This window comes from Winogradskyella sp. ABM4_392 (assembly GCF_056160445.1).
Window position 1 is genome coordinate 220,129 of the sequence record NZ_JBSWXE010000003.1, and the last position, 15,882, is coordinate 236,010.

General features: G+C 33.6%; 14 protein-coding genes. 1 reads left to right on the forward strand and 13 read right to left on the reverse strand.

Features of this window, described 5'->3' with window-relative positions; genetic code table 11:
• Positions 1-3: 3 nt before the first annotated feature.
• The 3 genes from ACXAFS_RS09645 to ACXAFS_RS09655 all read right to left on the reverse strand — a co-directional run bounded on the left by ACXAFS_RS09645 (position 4) and on the right by ACXAFS_RS09655 (position 2,258).
• Positions 4-1,194, reverse strand: coding sequence for a DegT/DnrJ/EryC1/StrS family aminotransferase (locus ACXAFS_RS09645; protein ID WP_475306626.1), 1,191 nt, complete (start codon positions 1,192-1,194; stop codon positions 4-6).
• Between the two features lie 59 nt (positions 1,195-1,253).
• Positions 1,254-1,883 (reverse strand): NAD(P)H-dependent oxidoreductase, encoded by a 630-nt coding sequence (locus ACXAFS_RS09650; RefSeq protein ID WP_475306627.1) that lies wholly within the window; start codon positions 1,881-1,883, stop codon positions 1,254-1,256.
• A gap of 186 nt (positions 1,884-2,069) precedes the next feature.
• Complete coding sequence (locus ACXAFS_RS09655; protein ID WP_279301690.1) at positions 2,070-2,258, reverse strand: hypothetical protein; 189 nt, start codon at positions 2,256-2,258, stop codon at positions 2,070-2,072.
• Positions 2,259-2,467: 209 nt separating this feature from the next.
• On the opposite strand from ACXAFS_RS09655, the gene ACXAFS_RS09660 reads away from it, so the two are divergent.
• Complete coding sequence (locus ACXAFS_RS09660) at positions 2,468-3,217, forward strand: hypothetical protein (RefSeq protein WP_418513541.1); 750 nt, start codon at positions 2,468-2,470, stop codon at positions 3,215-3,217.
• A gap of 832 nt (positions 3,218-4,049) precedes the next feature.
• Here the strand turns inward: ACXAFS_RS09660 and ACXAFS_RS09665 are convergent.
• The 10 genes from ACXAFS_RS09665 to ACXAFS_RS09710 form a co-directional block, all read right to left on the reverse strand.
• Complete coding sequence (locus tag ACXAFS_RS09665; protein ID WP_475306629.1) at positions 4,050-4,490, reverse strand: heavy-metal-associated domain-containing protein; 441 nt, start codon at positions 4,488-4,490, stop codon at positions 4,050-4,052.
• A 32-nt stretch (positions 4,491-4,522) separates the two neighbouring features.
• Positions 4,523-6,295, reverse strand: a complete 1,773-nt coding sequence (locus ACXAFS_RS09670; protein ID WP_475306630.1) for an efflux RND transporter periplasmic adaptor subunit — start codon at positions 6,293-6,295, stop codon at positions 4,523-4,525.
• Positions 6,285-6,776: a DUF305 domain-containing protein gene (locus tag ACXAFS_RS09675; protein ID WP_238673321.1), complete on the reverse strand. Its 492-nt coding sequence runs from the start codon at positions 6,774-6,776 to the stop codon at positions 6,285-6,287. Before ACXAFS_RS09675 ends, ACXAFS_RS09670 begins: the two co-directional genes overlap by 11 nt.
• Positions 6,777-6,802: 26 nt before the next feature.
• A complete protein-coding gene (locus tag ACXAFS_RS09680; protein ID WP_279301686.1) occupies positions 6,803-7,534 on the reverse strand; it encodes a heavy-metal-associated domain-containing protein in 732 nt (243 codons plus the stop codon).
• A 3-nt stretch (positions 7,535-7,537) separates the two neighbouring features.
• Positions 7,538-8,773 carry a TolC family protein gene (locus ACXAFS_RS09685; RefSeq protein WP_475306632.1) on the reverse strand — a complete coding sequence of 412 codons (1,236 nt, stop codon included), beginning with the start codon at positions 8,771-8,773 and terminating at the stop codon, positions 7,538-7,540.
• The gene (locus ACXAFS_RS09690; RefSeq protein WP_475306633.1) at positions 8,773-12,516 is read right to left on the reverse strand and encodes an efflux RND transporter permease subunit; all 3,744 of its coding nucleotides are present in this window, start codon (positions 12,514-12,516) and stop codon (positions 8,773-8,775) included. Before ACXAFS_RS09690 ends, ACXAFS_RS09685 begins: the two co-directional genes overlap by 1 nt.
• Positions 12,517-12,624: 108 nt before the next feature.
• Positions 12,625-13,038, reverse strand: coding sequence for an HYC_CC_PP family protein (locus tag ACXAFS_RS09695; protein WP_475306634.1), 414 nt, complete (start codon positions 13,036-13,038; stop codon positions 12,625-12,627).
• A 60-nt stretch (positions 13,039-13,098) separates the two neighbouring features.
• A complete protein-coding gene (locus ACXAFS_RS09700) occupies positions 13,099-15,051 on the reverse strand; it encodes a heavy metal translocating P-type ATPase (RefSeq protein WP_475306636.1) in 1,953 nt (650 codons plus the stop codon).
• Complete coding sequence (locus ACXAFS_RS09705; RefSeq protein WP_079738442.1) at positions 15,048-15,410, reverse strand: DUF3703 domain-containing protein; 363 nt, start codon at positions 15,408-15,410, stop codon at positions 15,048-15,050. The genes ACXAFS_RS09700 and ACXAFS_RS09705 overlap by 4 nt, the downstream gene beginning before the upstream one ends.
• Before the next feature lie 56 nt (positions 15,411-15,466).
• Positions 15,467-15,880 (reverse strand): Fur family transcriptional regulator, encoded by a 414-nt coding sequence (locus tag ACXAFS_RS09710; RefSeq protein ID WP_079738441.1) that lies wholly within the window; start codon positions 15,878-15,880, stop codon positions 15,467-15,469.
• Between the last annotated feature and the right edge of the window lie 2 nt (positions 15,881-15,882).

Here is a 15,882-nt window from a genome sequence, read left to right on the forward strand (position 1 = left end):
TAATTAGATAGATTTAATAACTTGTGCCATCTTTTCGGCTCTTTCTTTAACCTCTTCCTCTGTCCAAGATAATTTTATTAAACAAGAGATATTTCTGGCGATGTAAGTATCAGACTGCTCAAAAGTCTTAGTTTTTAAATACTGAAGTCCGTCTTTAACTTCTTTAGAAATTGGATATAATGATTTAAGTTCCTTAAGATGATCCCATTTCCTTATGTAATGCCAATTGTTATCGTAATAATGAAAACAAGCATCTATACCATTGTCTTTGAAACCTTGGGATACTTTTCGTGCAGATTCTAAATCTGGTAAAAAGAAATTTAAAAAGGCATAGCTCTCTTCACCTCCTTCAGGGACTGTTCTAAATGTAACTTCTGGAATATCAGTTAATACTTCTCTTATAATCGAATAGTTTCGTTTTTGAATAGTAATAAACTCTGGCAATCGTTTTACTTGTGCCAAACCAACAGCAGCATTTAACTCTGATATTCTAAAATTATAGCCTAAAAAAGGATGTGTTTCTGCACCTCTATCTTTTCCTATATGGTCATGACCATGATCTGAATAATGATCGGCATTAGTGTAATAGTCTTTATTATTAGTTACTACAGCTCCTCCTTCACCACATGTAATAGTTTTTACAAAATCGAACGAGAAACAGCCTAGATCAGCTATACTTCCAAGTGGCTTACCTTTATAACTTCCGCCAATGGCTTGACACGCATCTTCTACAAATATTAGATTATGCTTATTACAAATTACCTTCAGTGCATCCATATTACCCATACTTCCACACATTTGTACCAGCATAACTGCTTTTGTTTTCGGAGTAATAGCATCTTCTACCGCTTTTGGATCGAGAGTTAAAGTATCGTCAATATCTACTAATACAGGAATTGCACCAAGGATCATTATCGCTTCAAAACTAGCCACAAAGGTAAATGTTGGCATAATTACTTCATCACCAGCACCTACTCCTGCAGAAGCTAAGGCTACCGAGACAGCAGCTGTTCCACTCGATACCAACTGAACAAATTTCGAATCAAAGGTTTTAGTAAGCTCTTGTTCAAGTTCTTTGGCTTTCCAATGGCCATTTCGCATACCATCAAATCCATAGCGCATTAAGACTCCATTATCTAAAACATCATTAACTTCTTTACGTTCTAAGTCACCGATTAACTCAAATCCAGGCATAAATTTTTTGATTTTAATTTAAACAAATATAAACTTTTGAAGCACTATAAAAAGCTTAATTATAACTCTATAATGGTTTTTGACAATGGTAATCGCACTTTTTTGAGATTAGCAAACATATCATCGTCTGCCCTAAAACCTACAGGAAATAAAAGCACAGAACTTAAACCATATTTGTCTAATTCTAAAATACTATCTACTTTATCTGAAACAAAACCTTCCATAGGACAGCTGTCTATTTGCTCTACCGCACAAACTGTCATTAAATTACCCAATGTAATATAAGCTTGTCTAGTAGCCCAATCGGTTTTTTTGTCGATAGTCATATTTTGGATAGTAGATTTAAGACCATCTCTAAATGGATTTAAAATTTCCTCTGGTGTTTGTCTAATATTTTTTACAGTATTAAAATGAGTGTCAACATCATCTTCGTTAATTTCATTTTGAATACAAATGACTAATAAATGTGATGCATCAACCACTTGGCGCTGACCATAAGAATGTTCTACCAACTGCTCCCTAAAAATTTTATCCTCAACAATGACCAATTTTAGAGTTTGTAAACCATAGGATAATGCAGTAAGATTAAATGCTTCTTTTAAAGTATTTATCTGATTTTTAGATAGTTTTTTTGTAGTATCAAACTTTTTTGTTGCATAACGCCACTTCAATTTTTCGATTATAGACATGTTCTTTTTTGTTGCAAAGATATACTATAAACAAAAAAAGAGCTCCTATTTCTTGGAACTCTTTTGCGGAGAAAGAGGTAAGTGAACCTCTTTCTCAGCGTCTTTATTTATCGATGTTTCAGTCCTGTACCATTATGAGGTCACCTAATAGGTCACCTTTAAAACCTTGTCTTAAAGATACGAAATTTACTTGATTAATCCTCGTACTTTACTGATTTCAAAGCCCATAAAGTCGCAAAATTCATCAATAGTAACTAATTGGTGAGCTTCTTTGTTTAGGTGGTCTTTTATCTTCTTGATAATTGACCTACCATAACGCTCACTTTTACCTGTTACTATTTGAACGTCTTTAGGGTAAATACAGATTCTGCTCATTGGCTCAAAATTTAAAATTAATACTCTAACTATACTTTAGCTATACCGTAGCTCTAAAGCTCTTATATACAATATACGACAATTATCGCAGTGAAAAAACTATCTATTTCGGAAGTTTTGGCAAGTTGTAAACAGTACGGAAGTGCTTATAAACATTGATGCTTTATAGCACGTATATTTGATTATTCATCATTAAAAAACGTATTGTTATGGCAAAGTTAAAAGGTATTATTAAACTCGAAGGAACGTTAGATAATTTGACGTTTTACAAGGGTAAAGAAGGCTATTTAGTAAAGACTAAAAGCGGTGTTTCAAAAGAGCGTATTCAAAACGATCCTGCTTTTGAGCGTACTCGTGAAAATGGTTCTGAATTTGGAAGTTCTGCATCTTCTGGTAAGTTGTTAAGAACTTCTGCAAGAAACTTAATGATTAAAGCAAAAGATAATCGTGTTTCAAGTCGTGTTACGCAAGTAATGACAAAAATTAAGAACTTTGATACAAGTTCTATAAGAGGCGAAAGAAATGTAGCTACAGGATTAGCAACACCAGAGGGTAAAGCTGCTTTAAAAGGCTTTGATTTCAATAATAGAGCTATTTTAAGTGCTGTTTTATTTGCTCCTTTTAGTGTTGATGGTTCTACAGGTGAAATTTCAATCCCAAATTTAACACCAACAAACGATATTGCTTATCCAAGTGGTGCGACTCACGTTAGTTTTACATCGGCTTATCTAAAAGTTGACTTCGATACTACAGATAATGCGATTGAGTACAGTCCGACTGTAAATATTGCAATTGATTCGACTTCTGCATCGCAAACACTAACTCCAGCAGGTGTGCCAACAGGTACAGGAAACGATATTTACTTGCTTTTGGTTGAGTTCTTTCAAGAGATTAACGGTGTTCAATATCCGCTTAAAAATGGCGCATATAACGTTTTAAATATCGTAGAAGTAGCATAAGTTTCATTCTGACCTTTGAAGCTGAAAGAGTCCTATGGTTTTGTATCATAGGGCTTTTTCTTTTTACTATTATTTTTTTAAAGAAAACAAAAAAAGAAAGCTGATGCTTTGGTAGCGTGGATGATGCTGTCAAGGTTTTTGAATAAAAGTTTTTTATGTTAATACGTTTAATGAAATAGAAGAACTATTTTGAAAAAAGTTTTATTTAAAACCCTTTAGGGCTTGACCTTTATAGCATATAGCGTTGGCATTAGGTAGCTACCTATATTTGCTATCTTTTTTTATTTTATTATGTACTGCATTTTCAAGTTAAGCACAATTTAAAGGTTTTCAATTATAGCTGTATGTTACTTGATATTTGTTAACGAAATGAAACAAACAAAGACTTGAGATAAGGAATACTTGGACTTAACGATGGTTTTGTGCAGATGAATGAGATAACTAATATTTTAACTTACCTCATCTTACTACTGTTTCAATATAGCTCTAAATTTGATTTTAAGTTCTAAATTGAGCGTTGACTATAGCGGATATTTTACATAATGACCGTTATAGCGCTTTTAGTTGCTATAACTACGCATTATGTAACATAGCTTGGGTGAGTTTAGGGTTTTATGATAGAATAATAACAGAATAGCTTATTGCTGTTTGGTTTGATTTTATGAAAAACCAAAGCTGTAATATGCTATTACCTAAAAGACAAAAAAACGCTAAACTTGTTAGGTGAGCGGAACAATACAAAAGACAGAGGATTTTGAGGCACGAAAAAACTGGGTTTTGGGTTGTGGGGAATAAAAAAAGAGCCTTCCGAAAAAGACTCTTTTACTGTTATTTAGTGGTCGTGATTTGAATGGTCATCAGCTTTTATTTCTCCAGACTGATTCATAGCCATATTATGGTCATATTTACAACAACCTGGTAAACCATCGTATGCTTCTTCGTTTCCTGCTACTTTTTCAGTGTCATAACCTGAAGCTGCGATTGCATTATGAATTGCCATTGCATCTGTTTTAGAACTATCGAAAGATACATCTATTTTCTTTTTGTCTTTATCCCAGTTTGCAGCAGTAACACCTTCAACACTATTGGCTGCTTTTTCAATGGTATTTTTACACATACCGCAATTACCTCTTACACCAAACGATAAATCTGTCATTGCAATTTCTTTTGACACTTCAGTTGTTGTATTTTCTTCAACTTTTTTAGTTTCGTTTTTACAACTTGTTAATCCCATAGCTACTATTACAGCTACACTTAAAATTACTTTTTTCATTGTTTAAAAATTTATTTATTATCTGTGTTTATTTATTCTATTGTTTGTTTAACCTCACCACATTTAAGCATTGCATCACCAAAATATGGATTCAAGATTTGTTCTTCTTTACTTAACCAATAGGCTCCGTTATTGTTATCTGCCATAGGGCAAAATTCTACATATACCTTTTCTTTTACACCAAATATTTGAACCGCTTTTATTAAATGTGAAGACAAGTGTTTAAAGTGATTTCTTTGGGTTTTAATGTCTTGTGAACCGGCTATTGAAGTTGTAGAAGATTTTATCTCATCTATTAATGACATCCAATGATTGTGTGCTTCATCTTTAAGCAATTTCATATCTATCTTACCCAAATTTGATAGTAAAGTAGTTGCATTTTTTGAACTACCTTTTGAGTCTTCTTTTACTAAAGCATCTTTTAAATTGATGTAATCATAGTATACCTCTTTTAATTGCTCTTGAAATTTCCCTGACACTTTTAAGCGTTCATTCATATAAGTATGGTCGCTTTCATTTTTTAAATTATTATCCATACCTAAATGACCTTCGTGACCTGTCATTGTTTTACCACCTTGCTTATTCATCATTGATTTTTTGCCTTGTAGTTGTGCAGCAGCATCTACAGTAAATGTTCCGTTAGTTACGATTTCATTTCCAACAAATAATCCTTCTAAAACTTCATATTCATTACCAATTTGATTCCCTAAAACAACTTCACGCATTTCAAAAACGGTTTGGTCTGGATTGGTTTTTAAATAGACAACAGAACGTTCACCTGTCCAAAGTACAGCAGATGCTGGGATTGTTAATACCTCATCATTACTTCTTGAAACTCGTTCAATATTGGCGGTTACAAACATTCCTGGTTTAAATACATCGTTTTTATTATTAAGCACCACACGTAAGGTTACTGTTCTTGTTTTGGTATTTAATATTGGTTCAATGAAATCGACTTTCCCTTTAAATTCCTTATTAGCATAAGCGTTTGTAGTCACTAAAACTTCTTGTCCCTTTTTAAATAAATCGATTTGATTTTCATATACATCAAAGTTTGCCCAAACCGTATTGAGATTTGCAATTTTAAGCAATGGTTGACCTTGTTTGATGTAGTCGCCTTGTTCTACTAATTTTTCGGTAACTGTACCTGAAACGGTTGCATAAACTGGAAAGTTTTCTTTTATTTTTTGAGTTTCTTCAATCTGATTGATTTGATGTTCAGATAGCTTCCATAACTTCAATTTATTACGAACCGCTTTGTACAATGCAGGTTGTGATTCCTTTAAAGACGATGCTGTAATTAACTCTTGTTGTGCTGCATACAATTCTGGCGAATAAATGGTTGCTAGTAATTGACCTTTACGGACTTCTTCTCCTGTAAAACTGATATTCAAACGTTCTATTCTACCCGAAAAATAACTGACTTGTACTGCATTAGCTTCTTCATTTTCAGCAATTTTACCAGATAATTTAAGGGTGTTGCCATCAACATTTCCTTTGCCTACAACAGTTGTTTGAATATTGGCTAAAGCCATCGCATTTTCGGTTAATTTGAATTGGTCTGCTAACAGGCCATCACTTCCACTTTCGGCAAGAATTAAATCCATTCCACAAATAGGACAATCACCTGGTTCTGGTTGCATAATTTGTGGATGCATTGAACAGGTCCACATTTGATTGGTTTCTGAAACTTCATTGTGATTATGTTCTGTCTCCTCGTTTGATGAACTACCAAAAAGTAACCAACCCAAAAGCAAACCTACTGCGAGTAATCCTATGTATATGACCGTTTTATTATTTTTCATTCTGTAAACGATTTATCATTACTTTCATTTCTTCTATCTCCTTCTTCTGTGCTTTAATAATATCCTCTGCCAACTTCTTGACTTCTGGGTCTTTTATGTCTGCTCTTTCACTTGTTAATATTGCTATGGAATGATGTGGTATCATAGCTTTCATCCATAGAACATCTCCAACAGTTGATTTTTGGTCACGTACTAATCCTAAAGCAATTGCAAATAGTGCAATACTACCTATGACTATACCCATATTTTTCTTTTTATTCTTGTACATATTTTTCATAAAAAAGAACATAATCAAAGCCATTGTGGCAATACCCAAACAAACCATATAAAAACGTGTGAGACTAAACCATACGTGGTCAAATTCATAGGTGTTTAAATACATTGTGATATACATTGCTATGAATGATGAGCCTAACATTAAAAAAAACTTCGTGTAATTACTCATTCCATTTTCGTTGTTTTTGTGTTCTTGCGTGTTCATATTTTTAAAATTTTAGTGGTTATTATTTAATTTATTAGCATTAATACTGCCATTACAATCATAATGGCATTCTCAATAAAAGTGGCTTCTGTCATAGGAAGTTTCAGAGCTGTACCTAAACAAGCACATCTAATCGATTTTTTATCCAATAATGTTTTAGTAACTCCAACAGTTGTAATACCTAAAACAACAAGTGTTATTATTAAAGCAATTTCTACTTTAAAGCGCATTAAAAACATTAATCCTAAAGCTGTTTCGATAAAAGGATATACCCAACCATAAGCAGGGACTCGTTTTGCTAATGGGTCGTACATTTTAAATGATTCTGGAAAGCCTTTTAAATCTAACATTTTGAAAAAGCTAAACACGATGTAGAATAAGCCCATAAAATCGAGCATAAAAGCACTCCAACTCCAATCTTTATAATGCAATAATACACTTGCGGTTGCTATATAAAAGATGATTAGTAGTAAGGGCTTTAATTGCTGTAGTTTGCTTTTTTCTTCTTCCATTGGCATTGCCGACATACTTGAAGAAGCAAACACATTCTTTTCTTTCTTTTCAGATAGTGTATATTTTTCAGATAACGCTTTTTTCAGTGTTTCTGTAGCAACGTGGCTACTCATTGTAACTTCAGCTTCTCCTTTTTCGAGATTAACTTCAACATTAGTAACATTGTCAATGCTTTCTAAACTTTTTTCTACAGAAGCTTTGCAACTGCCACAGGTCATTCCTGTTATTTTATATGTATGTGTCATTTTTTATTGAATTAGATAATTAATAATAGTACTCTGTAAATAATAACCCTTAACCGATTCTATTTGATTGATTTGAAACTTTAATTGTAATTCCTGAATATCCAAAACATCATTAAAATCAATCGTGCCAGTTTCATAGCTTTTGATAAGAATTTGTTCTGCATCTTTAGCTTGTTTCAGGTTCTTTATTGCTGTTTTATGACTTATTCTTGCTGAAATTCGGTCGTTTATAGCTTTATCTAACACGGTTTTTAAACTGTTTAAACGCTCTTGTTTTTGATAATTAATTTCTTGCTGTTCCAATTCGTTTTGTTTGGAAATAGACTTGTATTTCTTATTGAAAATTGGGATTGATACCGATACCATAGGCATTACAATATCTTTACCGTTATCCGAGAAATTCATATCTGGCCTTTCGGAAACATTGATATAATCTAACCCAAAACCAATCATTGGACTGCTTTCTTTTTGATTCAATAATTCTGATTGCTCTATGGATTGATAGAGTTTATCAAATTTTAGTAATTCAGGATGTAATACTAATTTTTCAAAAGTAATATCAAAGTCTTCAGAAGGTATCATTAAACTATCTACCACATTCACGGTAACATCATTACCTCTATTCAATAGATTATTGAAGTTAGTTTGTTCTGCTAAAAATTGTTGTTGCAACACATCTTTGAGTTGTTGCATTTCGTTTTGACGCATTTGTAAACGCAATACATCAACCGCTGATGCTTTACCAACCTCAACAGAAGTCAAAGCCATTGTTTCATAAGTTTCTAACAGATTGATATTCTCTGTTAATACCTTTTGTTTTGCTTTATTAGCATATAGTCTATAATAAGATTGTGAAACTGAAGACATTAGTTTTCGCTTCGCAATTACAATATCTTCATACTTAACATCTGCTAACGAACTCACGTAATTTTCTCTTGCCGAAATATTACCAAACCACGGTAACATTTGTTTTGCAGACACCTTAAAGCGTTGCGCACCTGTTCGAGTTTCTGGTTCACTTACAAAATAACCAACTCCAAATTCTGTATTAGGAACCGTATTTACTTCATTTACTTTTTCTGAAACCCTTTTGTATTGCAATTCAAATTTTTGAATTTCAGGGTTGTTATCTAATGCTTCATTAATGAGCACATCTAATTGTTGCGCATTTCCTTTGAGAACAAAGATTAAAAAACAAAGAAAAATGACTGACTTTATGTGTGATTTTATATGTTTCATTATACTGTTCTTTTAAGTTTAACTTCTGCTTTCCAACTATATAAAACAGGGACTACAAATAGTGTTATTAAAGCGATTAACATTCCACCAAAACTTGGTATTGCCATAGGTATCATAATATCACTACCTCTTCCTGTAGATGTTAATACTGGTAATAATGCCAATATGGTAGTAGCAGTTGTCATTAAACAAGGTCTAATACGTTTTTCTCCTGCTTCTACTACTGATGCTCTGATTTCTTTTTTATTTTCTGGTGTATTTCTATCAAATGTTTGTGTTAAATAAGTTGCCATTACAACTCCATCATCGGTTGCGATACCAAATAGTGCAATAAACCCAACCCAAACCGCTACACTTAAATTAATGGGGTGCATTTGAAATAAATCGCGCAGATTTTCACCAAAGACATTGAAGTTTAAGAACCAATCTTGACCATAGAGCCATATCATTACAAAACCACCAGCAAAAGCAACTGCAATACCTGTGAATACCATTAGTGATGTCCCTACTGAACGAAATTGGAAATACAGAATTAAGAAAATGATTGCCAATGCTAATGGTACAACTACCGATAAGGTTTTTTCGGCACGTAATTGGTTTTCGTAAGTTCCTGTAAATTGATAATTAATGCCTTTTGGGACTATTAATTCACCTGAATCAATTTTACTTTGAATCATTGCCTGTGCATTTTCAACTACATTGACTTCGGCATAACCATCTAGTTTATCAAACAACACGTAACCCACTAAAAAGGTGTCTTCACTTTTAATCACTTGTGGACCTTGCTCATAACGAATGGTTGCCAATTCGCTTAAAGGTACAGGACTGCCTTTTTCAACAGGCACGTAAATTTGTTGCAAATCGGTTGGATTTGCTCGTAATTCTCTTGGATAACGCACACGTACACCATAACGCTCACGACCTTCAACGGTTTGGGTTAAGGACATACCACCAACAGCTACTTTTAATACGTTTTGCACCTCTTCAATACTTACACCGTAACGTGCAATTTTTTCTCGGTCAATATCGATAAGTAAATACGGTTTACCTACAATACGGTCTGCAAAAACGGCTTCATCCTTTACTCCTTCAGCTTCTTTTAAAATGGTTTCTAACTGCATTCCAAAAGCTTCGATTTCTTTTAAATCTTGTCCTTTTATTTTGATTCCCATTGGTGCTCGCATACCTGTTTGTAGCATTACCAATCGGGTTTCAATAGGTTGTAATTTTGGTGCTGATGTGACACCTGGTAATTTGGTGACTTTTACAATTTCGTTCCAAATATCGTCTGGTGATTGTATTTCTGGTCGCCAGTTTCGGTAAAACTCGCCATCATCGTCTGGAATGAGTTGTTCTTTTGCTTTAAGAGATTGCCACGCTTCACGCTGTTCCGCTCGCAATGACATTCCGTTTTTTAACACATATTCACCATCATCATTGACTTTATAGCGTTGGCGTACTCCGTTTTCATTCAGCATATATTCTGGTTTATACTGAATGATATTTTCATACATCGACAAAGGTGCTGGGTCTAACGCTGATTCTGTTCTACCTGCTTTACCAACTACGGTTTCAATCTCTGGAATACTGGCTACTGCCATATCCAATTGCTGTAAAACACGTTTATTTTCTTCCACGCCAGAATGAGGCATCGAGGTTGGCATTAGTAGAAATGAGCCTTCATTTAATGAGGGCATAAACTCTTTGCCTGTATTTTTCATAATGAAAAAACCTGCAATTACAATAGCCGTTGGTACAGATAAAAACAATAACTTATTATCTAAACACCACCTTAAAATACGTGTGTAGTATTTTATAAATAATGAGAAAACACCTAATAAACCAAAGCAAATAACACTCACAAAAATGAGATTCCAAAAAATGCTTTTATCAACGCCTAATGGTCTCCAATATTCGGCTAACAAGAATACAATAGCTGATACCGAAATAATGATATTGATAAGATTAGCTTGCTTGTCTGTTATCTTACTTTGAAGATTGAGAAATGCTGTAATCCCAAACGCAATTAAAATTAATCCTAACCAATATCCATAGACTATGGCTACGATTCCCAATGCTATTAAAACACCATTTAAAACATATTTAAAAGTGTTTTTGATGTTTTTCTTTCTGAATAAAAATGCAGCAAACGGTGGAATTAAAAACAACGCTACTATTATAGAAGTTGTTAATGCAAAAGTCTTTGTGAAGGCTAATGGTCTGAATAGTTTTCCTTCCGCTCCAATCATTGTAAATACAGGAATGAAACTGATAATAGTTGTCATAACTGCGGTTACGATTGCACCAGACACTTCAGCTGTTGCGTTATAGACTACTGTGTTTATGGGTAACTTTTTATGAGATTCCTCGTCGCTCGTTCCTTGCTCTGTCGGAATGACATTTTCGTTTTCATCCAAATGCCTTATAATGTTTTCTGATAGTATGACACCTACGTCGACCATTGTACCAATAGCAATAGCAATACCTGATAATGCCACAATATTAGCATCAACACCAAAGAGTTTCATCGCAATAAACACCATTAAAACCGCTACTGGTAAAAGTCCAGAAATTAGTATGGAAGCTCGAAGATTAAATACCATAATGATAATTACCAGGATGGTAATTAAGATTTCTAAAGTCAATGCTTCATTGAGTGTACCTAAAGTTTCTTGTATCAGTTCTGTTCTGTCATAAAATGGGACTATTGTTACTTGGGAAGTTCTACCATCCGCCAATACTTTTGAAGGTAATCCTGCACTTAATTCATTAATCTTCTCTTTCACATTATTGATAACTTCCATTGGGTTTGCGCCATAACGAGCCACCACAACAGCACCAACAACCTCTGCACCTTCTTTATCTAATAAACCACGTCTTGTTGCAGGACCTAATGAAACTTTACCAATATCCTTTATCCTAATTGAAGTATAATCTTCTGAAGTGACTACTGCATTTTCGATGTCTGCTATGGATTTCACATAACCCAAACCACGTACCAGATATTCGGCTTGATTGATTTCTAATGTTTGTGCTCCAATATCTCGGTTACTTTCTTTAACTGCTTTAACAATATGGTGCAAACCAATATTATATTGTCGCATTAGTTCTGGGTTTACATCCACTTGGTATTCTTGCACGTAACCACCAATAGATGCAACCTCGGAAACACCACTTGCAGAGGATAAAGCATATTTTACATAGTAATCTTGAATACTACGTAATTCGTGTAAATCCCAACCACCCGTTACATTTCCGTTTTCATCACGACCTTCGAGTGTGTACCAAAATATTTGACCTAATCCTGTAGCATCTGGACCCAATGCAGGATTAACTCCATCTGGCAATAAGCCGCTTGGTAAGGAATTTAGTTTTTCTAATATTCGGCTTCGACTCCAATAAAACTCTATGTCTTCTTCAAAAATGATATAGATACTTGAAAAGCCAAACATAGACGAGCTACGTATGGTTTTTACTCCTGGAATACCAAGTAAGGATGTGGTTAATGGATAGGTAATTTGGTCTTCTATATCTTGTGGTGAACGACCATCCCATTTGGTAAATACAATTTGTTGATTTTCACCTATATCTGGAATAGCATCGACTGCTACCGGATTACTTGGTAAAAAACCTGTATCCCAATTGAAAGGTGCATTTACAGTTCCCCATCCAACGAAAAGGACGAGTAACAGAATTGCTACGAGTTTGTTTTCTATTAAGAATTTGATGCTTTTGTTTAGCATTGGTTTTGATAATTAAACAGTTAGACATTGGTGTTAGGACAACACCGAATACAACAAATTATCCACATAGCATAAAGCTATAGGATAAAACAGTCTAATGTTTAAAAATCAAATTAAATAAGTCTCGTCAATCTTGAAGATTTGCCTGACGACGAGTGGTGGTTTGTATTCTTCATAAGAAGATACATTGTTATCTAACCCTTCAAAAAGGTTGATATAGGTGTAAACTAATGAAGCTATGAATACCTGTTGCTCAAACGTAATTTTGTCTAATTGTAGTTGTAGTTCGTCTTGACCTTCAATAGCTAATTGCTTATCATCACAACAATTTTTCTTTGTAATTGAACAGCTTTCAGTTGAAGGTTTTTCCATTTCCATTCCGCAACCTTTAGCTTTATGGAAAATAGCAGTTTCTACTAAAGTATCACCACAATAATGCATATTCATAGTAAAAGACATTGTAGAGAATAACACTACAAAAGCCATTAACAAAGACATTATTTTATGGAATACTAGTTTCATTGTAAATGCGAAGTTACGAAATTTTAACAAATACCTGTTTAATTAACAGAAGTTTAATGCTTAACTCCATTTCATTTTCTGTAATCTAACAGCATTTAAAATTGCTAATAATGCCACGCCTACGTCTGCAAATACTGCTTCCCACATTGTAGCTAAACCACCTGCTCCTAAAATCAAAACAATCACTTTGACACCAAAAGCTAAAATGATATTCTGCCAAACTACTTTACGTGTAGAACGACTAATTTTAATGGCTCTCACTACTTTAGATGGTTGGTCTGTTTGAATAATGACATCTGCTGTTTCAATAGCTACATCACTACCTAAACCACCCATCGCAATACCAACGTTACTTACTGCTAAAACAGGTGCATCGTTAATACCATCACCAATAAAAGCTACTTTATTTTCAGGATACTTCTTTAAAATTTCTACTTCCTTTAATTTATCTTCTGGTAGTAAACCACCTTTAGCATTTTCAATATTTAACTCTTTAGCGACTTGTTGAGTTATAGAATCTTTATCACCAGAAAGCATCATAATATTTTTAATGCCTACTTTATGTAAATCTGTAATTGTTTCTTTTGCATCTTCCTTTAATTCATCTGCTATGACTACATAACCTGCAAATTGATTATCGATTGCAACTAATACTATCGATTCTACAATAGATTCCGTTTCAGATGGAACATTTATATTATTCGCAGTCATTAAGGCTTTATTTCCTACTAAAACTGTTTTACCATTAACAACGCCTTTTAAACCTTTACCTGCAATTTCAGAAACGTCTTGTGCTTCAAAATCTTCTCCTTCAGCTTTGTACTCTAAAATGGCTTTAGCAATTGGATGCGTGGATTGTTCTTCCAACGCCATTAAGTATTGCATAAATTCGGTTTCATTCCAACCAATTGCTTTTACTTCTTTGATTTTAAAAACACCTTTGGTAACGGTTCCTGTTTTGTCCATTACCAAAGTATTTATTTTGGTCATAGCATCTAAAAATGAAGCACCTTTAAATAATATTCCATTTTTTGAAGCTGCTCCCAATCCACCGAAATATCCTAATGGAATTGAAATCACTAAGGCACAAGGACAAGATATTACCAAGAAAATTAATGCTCTGTATAACCAATCTCTAAACACATAATCATCTACAAAAAAGTAAGGTATAAAAGTAACACCAATAGCTAAAAACACAACAATTGGTGTGTAGATACGAGCAAACTGTCTAATAAATAGTTCTGTTTTAGACTTACGAGCTGTAGCATTTTGAACCAAATCTAATATTCTCGCAATAGAACTGTCTTCAAACTTATTAGTTACCTCAACTTCAATAACGCTTTCTAAATTGATACTACCTGCGTAAACCTTTGCTTCTTTCTGAATGGAATCTGGTTTGCTCTCGCCTGTTAACGCTGCGGTGTTTAGAGATGCTTTTTCGGATAATAAAATCCCATCTAACGGTATTTTCTCACCTACTCGAATTTGTATTTTTTCACCAATATTTACAGCTTCTGGCGACACACTAACATAATCACCATCACGAAATACATTGGCTTCTTTTGGTCGAACATCTAATAAGGCTTTAATATTTCCTTTTGCTCTATTAACTGCTGCGTTTTGAAATAATTCTCCTACTGCATAAAATAGCATTACTGCCACACCTTCAGGATATTCACCAATGATAAACGCACCAATGGTGGCAATAGACATTAAAAAGAACTCGGTAAAAACATCGCCTTTTATAAGACTTTTCCATCCTTCTTTAATTACAGGAAATCCAACTGGAATATATGCTAAAGTGTACCAAACTACTCGAATCAATCCTTCAAATTGAGGAATCGCATCAAAATAATCTACAGCGATACCTACCATTAACATAACAAAACTTATAATAGCAGGAATGTATGTCTTGAATGCACTTCCATCTCCGTGGTCGTGACCATCATCGTGAGAATGTTGTTCTTCTGAATTTGGTTTTAAATCTCTTAAATTGACTTTCTTTTTTTTCATTTAATATCTAATAATTTTTCAATGTCATTGGGAATAGGCATCCGTTTTAATGGTGGCACGTTTGCTCCACCTGTATTACCAAGTGGAACGTGATTTATAAATGATTTCCAGCCACCCACAAACAACCTAACTATTTGACCTATTACTTCTTTAGTATCTTTTTGTCTAAATCCAAATTTTAGCATTAACCAATGTGAATAGGTATGTTCTATTGGATAAGATTGCCCTATGATATGACTGCGTTCTAAATGATACCAAGCATTGCCAAAATGCTTATTTTCTAAACAGAAACTGTATAGTTTTAATTCTTCGTTATACGCCTGTTTAAGATGTTTAGGTATTTTAGTATTAAACTTCATATTCACTAATTTTGGATAAATGTACTTTAATAGTAAGTGCAATGGAAGTGCAATTATTAGCCACTACACTTATCGCAAATACCTTTTACCACCAAATTTACATTCTCTGACACAAAACCATCAGGTACTTTAATTTGCGGTATTTTATGTTCTGTTAGGCAAATGGTTTCATTGCAATTGTTACAATGGAAATGTAAGTGTAAATCGGTTTTTATATCACAATTACATCCCTTTTCGCATAACGCATATTTTGTTATCCCTGTGCCATCGTCTATTTGATGCACAATATCCTTTTCTTCAAAAGTTTTAATAGTTCTGTACAAGGTAGTTCTATCTGCTTTTTCAAAAGCATTTTCAATATCACTCAATGTTACCGCTATCTCTTTTTCTGCAAGAAACTTATAAATTAACATACGCATTGCTGTAACACGAATATTTTTTGACTCTAATACTTGTTCTATTGTTTCCATAT